This window comes from Methylobacterium sp. WL18, from assembly GCF_008040015.1.
GTDB lineage: Bacteria > Pseudomonadota > Alphaproteobacteria > Rhizobiales > Beijerinckiaceae > Methylobacterium > Methylobacterium mesophilicum.
The window spans coordinates 1-6,491 of the sequence record NZ_VRVD01000259.1 but is presented as its reverse complement, the minus strand read 5'-3'; the positions used below and the strand labels follow the sequence as shown (position 1 = coordinate 6,491).

General features: G+C 68.4%; 7 protein-coding genes and 1 pseudogene. All 8 read left to right on the top strand.

Going from position 1 to position 6,491, the window contains the following annotated elements; genetic code table 11:
- Positions 1 to 382 (top strand): annotated as a pseudogene (locus tag FV228_RS17525) (hypothetical protein); the annotation flags it as partial.
- 204 nt (positions 383 to 586) lie between these two features.
- On the top strand, positions 587 to 1,888 hold the full coding sequence (locus FV228_RS17520) for an SLC13 family permease (RefSeq protein WP_147855799.1): 1,302 nt from the start codon (positions 587 to 589) through the stop codon (positions 1,886 to 1,888).
- A 132-nt stretch (positions 1,889 to 2,020) separates the two neighbouring features.
- On the top strand, positions 2,021 to 2,422 hold the full coding sequence (gene sdhC / locus FV228_RS17515; protein ID WP_147855798.1) for a succinate dehydrogenase, cytochrome b556 subunit: 402 nt from the start codon (positions 2,021 to 2,023) through the stop codon (positions 2,420 to 2,422).
- Positions 2,423 to 2,434: 12 nt separating this feature from the next.
- Complete coding sequence (gene sdhD, locus FV228_RS17510) at positions 2,435 to 2,854, top strand: succinate dehydrogenase, hydrophobic membrane anchor protein (RefSeq protein ID WP_147855797.1); 420 nt, start codon at positions 2,435 to 2,437, stop codon at positions 2,852 to 2,854.
- Positions 2,855 to 2,886: 32 nt separating this feature from the next.
- Positions 2,887 to 4,704 carry a succinate dehydrogenase flavoprotein subunit gene (sdhA, locus tag FV228_RS17505; RefSeq protein WP_147855796.1) on the top strand — a complete coding sequence of 606 codons (1,818 nt, stop codon included), beginning with the start codon at positions 2,887 to 2,889 and terminating at the stop codon, positions 4,702 to 4,704.
- Positions 4,705 to 4,755: 51 nt separating this feature from the next.
- On the top strand, positions 4,756 to 5,001 hold the full coding sequence (locus FV228_RS17500) for a DUF433 domain-containing protein (protein ID WP_147855795.1): 246 nt from the start codon (positions 4,756 to 4,758) through the stop codon (positions 4,999 to 5,001).
- On the top strand, positions 4,998 to 5,372 hold the full coding sequence (locus tag FV228_RS17495; RefSeq protein WP_147855794.1) for a DUF5615 family PIN-like protein: 375 nt from the start codon (positions 4,998 to 5,000) through the stop codon (positions 5,370 to 5,372). The genes FV228_RS17500 and FV228_RS17495 overlap by 4 nt, the downstream gene beginning before the upstream one ends.
- An 11-nt stretch (positions 5,373 to 5,383) precedes the next feature.
- Entirely contained in the window at positions 5,384 to 6,208 is an 825-nt protein-coding gene (locus FV228_RS17490; protein ID WP_147855793.1) for a succinate dehydrogenase iron-sulfur subunit, read from the top strand.
- Positions 6,209 to 6,491 lie beyond the last annotated feature (283 nt).

The following is a 6,491-nucleotide window of genomic DNA, read 5'->3' as shown; positions in this document are numbered from 1 at the left end:
GGGTGGCGGCGGCTTCCGCGGGGCCGGCTTGGGCGGCGGCGGCTTCCGCGGTGCGGGTATCGGTCATCCCGGCATCGGGGTCGGCCGCGGTGTCGGAGTCGGTGGCTTCCAGCGCGGCGGCTTCGCCAATGCCGGACGCGGCGGTCTGATCGGCCATCGCGGCGTCGTCGGCCGTGGCTTTGCCAACCGCGGCTATTATGGCCGGGGTTATGGAGGCGGCTACGGCCGCGGCCTGGGCTATGGCCTTGCCGGTGTCGGCCTCGGATTGGGGGTCGGCTACGGTCTCGGCGGTGTCGGATACGGCTTGGCCGGCGACGGCTACGGCGACAGCTGCACCGGTGCCTTCGGCTACGGTTACGATCCGGCCTATTGCGGCACCTAAGGCTACGGCTACTGAACGCCGTCCGAAGGCCCCATCGCTGTCATGAAGGCCCGGCCGGAGACGGTCGGGCTTTTTTTACGCGCGAGGACGGTTTCTGGACCCGTCGGCCTTCGCGGTTCGCGAAGGCTGCGTCGCGGACTGCCGAATTGCGAACGGTTCCAGACCGGCCCATGCAGGCTCTTGCACGCAGTGCGGGAGGGGCGGATGAGCGGAGGAGCGGTCGTTCCGGCGACAGCCGCCCTGCTGGTGCTGTGCATGGGCCTCTGGGCCACGGCGCTGCTGCCGGAGATCGTCACCGCGCTCGCCTTCTTCGGGCTGGCGATGCTGCTGCACCTCGGAAGCGCCGCGACCGTGTTCTCGGGCTTCTCGGCGTCGGCGTTCTGGCTGGTCCTGTCCGGCATGGTCGTGGGCCAGGGCATGACCCGCACGGGCCTCGGCGCCCGCATGGCCGGCGCGCTGGCCGGACGCCTGTCCGGCTCCTACGCGCACTTCATCGCCGGCCTGGTGACCCTCAGCTTCCTGATCGCCTTCGTGATGCCGTCCAACCTCGGCCGGATCGCCCTGATGATCCCGGTGACGCTCGCGCTCTGCGACGGCTTCGGTCTGGCGCCGGGCCGGCCAGGGCGGACCGGCGCGGTCCTGGCGGTCGGCGTCGCGACGCCGATCCTGTCGGCGGCGATCCTGCCCGCCAACGTTCCGAATCTGGTGATGGCCGGCTCCGCCGAGCAGGTGCTCGGCCTACACCTCTCCTACCTGTCCTACTTCGTCCTGCACGCGCCTGTCCTGGCCGTGGTGAAGGGCGCCATGCTGGTGGCGCTGATCGTGCGCCTGTTCCCCGACCGGCTCAGCCCCGACGCGCAGGCCCTCCCGGCGCTGCCGCCGGTCTCTGGGGCGGAGCGGCGCCTGGCGGTGATCCTCGCCTGCACCCTGGCGCTCTGGATGACCGACAGCCTGCACGGCCTCGCCCCGGCCTGGGTGGGGCTCGCGGCCGCGGTGATCTGCCTGCTGCCGCGGGTCGGGGTGCTGCCGCCCGAGTCGTTCCAGCAGGTGAACCTGCGGACCTGCTTCTACATCGCGGCGCTGCTGGGCCTGGTCGCCCTGGTGAACGAGACCGGCCTCGGGGCGCGGCTCGGCCATGGGCTGCTGGCCGTCGCGCCGCTCACCCCGGACGCGCCGACCCAGAACTTCGCGGTGCTCGCCGGCATCAGCACGGTCCTGACGCTGCTCGTCACCGCCAACGGGGCGCCAGCCCTCTACACGGCGCTGGCGGGGGAGATGTCCCAGGCCAGCGGCCTGTCGGCGCTCGCCGTCGTGTCGGTGCAGGTGATCGGCTATTCGACGCTGTTCTTCCCCTACCAGGCGCCCCCGATCGTGTTCGCCAGCGAACTCGGCGGCGTGCGCCTGCGGGACGCCACGCGACTCACCCTGGCCTTCGGCCTGGCCTCGCTCGTGATCGCAGCACCCCTCGATTACGCCTGGTGGCGCCTGCTGGGCCAACTCAAGTGACAGATCCGCCGCGCTATCAACACGCCCCCCGCATTGCGCCGCAGCATGACACATTGCGGCTTGGGCCCGGAGGCACTAGCGCTACCACCAGATTAGAGACGGTCCAGTTCGCAGCTGCGAGGCTTCAACCCAATGGCACCCACCGCCCGCCCGACAGTGGCACAGCCGCTTTCACCGCATCTCCAGATCTATCGCTGGACCTGGACGATGGCGATGTCGGTGTTTCACCGTATTACCGGCACCGCGCTCTACTGCGGGACTGCGCTGGTCGCGATCTGGCTGGTGTCGCTTGCATCCGGGCCGGCCGCCTATTCCTACGTCGCGTGGTTCTTCGGCTCGTTGATCGGCCGGCTGATCTTGTTCGCCTACACCTGGGTGCTGATGCACCACATGCTCGGCGGCCTGCGCCACCTGGTCTGGGACACCGGCGTCGGCTTCGACCGGGAGAAGCGCCTGAGCATGGCCCGCCTGACGCTGGTCGGGTCCATCGCGCTCACCATCGTCATCTGGGCGGTCGCCCTTCTGGTCCGTTGAGGGGAGGCCGGCATGGCTAAGGAAGAGATCCGCCAGGACACCCGCGTCTCCATCCGCACCCCGCGCGCCCGCGTCCGCGGCCTCGGGATCGCCCATCACGGCGCCGGCCACTGGTGGCAACAGCGGGTGACCGCGGCGGCGAACGCCGTCCTGATGCTGGCCTTCGTGGTGATCGTCGCCAGCATGGCCGGTAGGGGCTACGTCGAAGCGACGCAGCTGATCGCCAAACCCCTCGTCTCGATCATTCTCATCCTGGCGCTCCTGTCGGTGACGATCCACATGCGGATCGGCATGCAGGTGGTGATCGAGGACTACATTCACGGACAGGGCACGAAGATCGCCGCCGTGTTCGCCAACAACATCTACGCGGTCCTGGTGGCCGTGGCCTGCCTCTACGCGGTCCTGCGCATCGGCTTCGGACAGCCGGCCTGAACCCCGCCATCTTGCATTTCGAGGAGCCGATCATGGCCGCCAACGGCACCAACGGCAGCGGGCCTGCCTACACCATCCACGATCACGCCTTCGACGTGGTGATCGTCGGGGCCGGCGGCGCGGGCCTGCGCGCCACCGTCGGCTGCTCGGAGGCCGGCCTGCGCACCGCCTGCATCACCAAGGTGTTCCCGACCCGCTCGCACACCGTGGCGGCGCAGGGCGGCATCTCGGCCTCGCTCGGCAACATGGGGCCGGACGATTGGCGCTGGCACATGTACGACACCGTGAAGGGGTCGGACTGGCTCGGCGACCAGGACGCGATCGAGTACCTCGTGCGCAACGCGCCGGCCGCCGTCTACGAGCTGGAGCATTGGGGCGTGCCCTTCTCCCGCACGGACGAAGGCAAGATCTACCAACGCCCGTTCGGCGGCATGACCACCGATTACGGCAAGGGCACCGCCCAGCGGACCTGCGCGGCGGCCGACCGCACCGGCCACGCCATGCTGCACACGCTCTACGGGCAGGCGGTGAAGAACCAGACCGACTTCTTCATCGAGTATTTCGCCCTCGACCTGATCATGGACGAGGACGGCCGCTGCCGGGGCGTCATCGCCCTCGACCAAGCCACCGGCGAGATCCACCGGTTCCGCGCCCAGACCACGATCCTGGCCACCGGCGGCTACGGCCGCGCCTACTTCTCGGCGACCTCGGCCCATACCTGCACGGGCGACGGCAACGCCATGGTGCTGCGGGCCGGCCTGCCGCTGCAGGACATGGAGTTCGTGCAGTTCCACCCCACTGGCATCTACGGCGCCGGCTGCCTGATCACCGAGGGCTCGCGCGGCGAGGGCGGCTACCTGACCAATTCCGAGGGCGAGCGCTTCATGGAGCGCTACGCCCCCTCGGCCAAGGACCTCGCCTCGCGCGACGTCGTCTCGCGCTCCATGACCATGGAGATCCGCGACGGCCGGGGCGTCGGCAAGAACAAGGACCACATCTACCTGCACCTCGACCACCTCGACCCGAAGATCCTGCACGAGCGCCTGCCGGGCATCTCCGAATCCGCCAAGATCTTCGCGGGCGTCGACGTGACCAAGGAACCGATCCCGGTCATCCCGACCGTGCACTACAACATGGGCGGCATCCCCACGAACTATCACGGCGAGGTGCTGACCCTGCGGGACGGCAACCCCGACACGGTGGTGCCGGGCCTCATGGCGATCGGCGAGGCGGCCTGCGTCTCGGTCCACGGCGCCAACCGCCTCGGCTCCAACTCGCTGATCGACCTCGTGGTGTTCGGCCGCGCCGCCGGCAAGCGCTGCGCCGAGATCGTCGAGCCGAACGGCCGGGCCCAGGAACTACCGAAGGGCGCCACCGACAAGGCGCTCGACCGCCTCGACCGCTTCCGCCACGCCAACGGCTCGACGCCGACCGCGGAGCTGCGCGCCGAGATGCAGAAGACCATGCAGAACAACTGCGCGGTGTTCCGCACCGGCGAAGTGCTGGAAGAGGGCAAGGGCCTGATCCACAAGGTCTGGAGCGCCGCCTCCGACGTGAAGATCACCGATCGTTCGCTGGTCTGGAACACCGACTTGCTCGAGACCCTGGAGTTCGACAACCTGATCGGCCAGGCGGTGGTGACCATGGAATCGGCCGCCAACCGCAAGGAATCCCGCGGCGCCCACGCCCGCGAGGACTTCCCGGACCGCGACGACAAGGAGTGGATGAAGCACACCCTCTCCTGGCTCGACGAGGGCCGCCACCAGGTCAACATCGATTACCGGCCGGTGCACACCTATACGATGTCGAACGAGATCCAGTACATCGAGCCGAAGGCACGGGTGTACTGATAGAGCTAAGCCGGCAGGTCCTGGCCTGCCGGTCATCTGGAGGATGACTTGATGACCCGGACCTTCAAGGGTCTCCCGCGTATCACGGTCAATCCCGCGGTGATGGGCGGCAAGCCCTGCATCCGGGGGATGCGTGTGACGGTGGGCATGATCCTCGGCAACCTCGGCGCTGGCGTCAGCATCGAGGAGTTGCTGCAGGGCTATCCCTATCTCGAACACGAGGATGTGCTGGAAGCCATGCGGTACGGCGCTTGGCTCGCGCAAGCGCGCGACGTCGAGCTCGAGCCTGCGGCATGAGGTTCGTGATCGACATGAATCTTTCGACCGATTGGGTGGACTACCTCGGAAAGCTCGGACACGACGCCGTTCATTGGGCGAGCGTCGGGCCGGAAGATTCCCCGGACGAGGACATCGTGGACTGGGCGCGATCGGAAGACCGCACAATCCTCACCAATGATCTCGACTTCGGAACCTTGCTGGTGAGCACGGGCGCCACGAAGCCGAGCGTCGTGCAACTCCGGACGGACATCACCCTGTCCGCCCATGTCGGCCCCCTCGTCGAGCAGGCGATCAATCGCATGGGCGACGGTCTCGCGTCCGGCGCGCTCGTTACGGTCGAACCCGGCCGCCTCCGCTTTCGCTCGCTGATCATAGCCTCTCAGGATTAAGGCTCGCCGCAATGGCCCAGTTCAACCTTCCCAAAAACTCCCAGATCACGCCGGGACGCTCCTGGGCGCCGCCGGCCGGGTCCAAGAACCTGCAGACCTTCAAGATCTACCGCTGGAACCCGGATGACGGGGCCAACCCGCGGATCGACACCTATCAGGTCGACCGCGACGATTGCGGGCCGATGGTGCTCGACGCGCTGCTGTGGATCAAGAACAAGGTCGACTCGACCCTGGTGTTCCGCCGGTCCTGCCGCGAGGGCATCTGCGGCTCCTGCGCCATGAACATCGAGGGGCAGAACGCGCTCGCCTGCACGATGGGCATCGCGGAGTGCAAGAGCCCCGACAACGCCCTGCCGATGATGTCCCGGAAGGACAAGGACGGGGCGATCCGGATCTACCCGCTGCCGCACATGCCGGTGCTGAAGGACCTGGTCCCCGACCTGACCAACTTCTACGCCCAGCACGCCGCGATCGAGCCCTGGCTCCAGACCGAGACGCCCGCCCCGGAGAAGGAGTGGCGCCAGACCCCCGAGGACCGGTCGAAGCTCGACGGCCTGTACGAGTGCATCCTGTGCGCCTGCTGCAGCACGTCGTGCCCGAGCTACTGGTGGAACGGCGACAAGTTCCTCGGCCCGGCGGCCCTGCTCCAGGCCTATCGCTGGCTGATCGATTCGCGCGACGAGAACACCGGCGACCGGCTCGATGCCCTGCACGACCCGTTCCGGCTCTACCGCTGCCACACGATCATGAACTGCGCCAACACCTGCCCGAAGAACCTGAACCCGGCCAAAGCCATCGCCGAGATCAAGAAGATGATGGTCGAGCGGGTGGTCTGACCGCCGGAGCTGAGGCACCCCGGCCACACCGGGGCGAAAAGGTCCGCCGTCCGCAGCGGACTCGGGTGCGGCCGGGGCGGTCGCCTTGCCGTCAGCGCATTTGCCATCGAGTCAGGGGCCAAGGCGCCGCCGTGCGCTTTTCCCAAGCCTGATCCGAAGTGGTCCGATGCTGCGCCCGAGCCTGCCGACCTTCGCCGCCCTGTGCCTGAGCGCCACCCTCGGCGCCTGCGCCTCCACCCGCCTGGAAAGCCCGCGGGCCCGGGCTCCGTCGCAGGCGCCCCTC

Coding starts and splice junctions, on each gene's coding strand:
- FV228_RS17500 (WP_147855795.1), top strand. CDS start 4,756: ATGACCCGGACCTTCAAGGGTCTCCCGCGTATCACGGTCAATCCCGCG.
- FV228_RS17495 (WP_147855794.1), top strand. CDS start 4,998: ATGAGGTTCGTGATCGACATGAATCTTTCGACCGATTGGGTGGACTAC.
- FV228_RS17520 (WP_147855799.1), top strand. CDS start 587: ATGAGCGGAGGAGCGGTCGTTCCGGCGACAGCCGCCCTGCTGGTGCTG.
- sdhD (WP_147855797.1), top strand. CDS start 2,435: ATGGCTAAGGAAGAGATCCGCCAGGACACCCGCGTCTCCATCCGCACC.
- sdhC (WP_147855798.1), top strand. CDS start 2,021: ATGGCACCCACCGCCCGCCCGACAGTGGCACAGCCGCTTTCACCGCAT.
- sdhA (WP_147855796.1), top strand. CDS start 2,887: ATGGCCGCCAACGGCACCAACGGCAGCGGGCCTGCCTACACCATCCAC.
- FV228_RS17490 (WP_147855793.1), top strand. CDS start 5,384: ATGGCCCAGTTCAACCTTCCCAAAAACTCCCAGATCACGCCGGGACGC.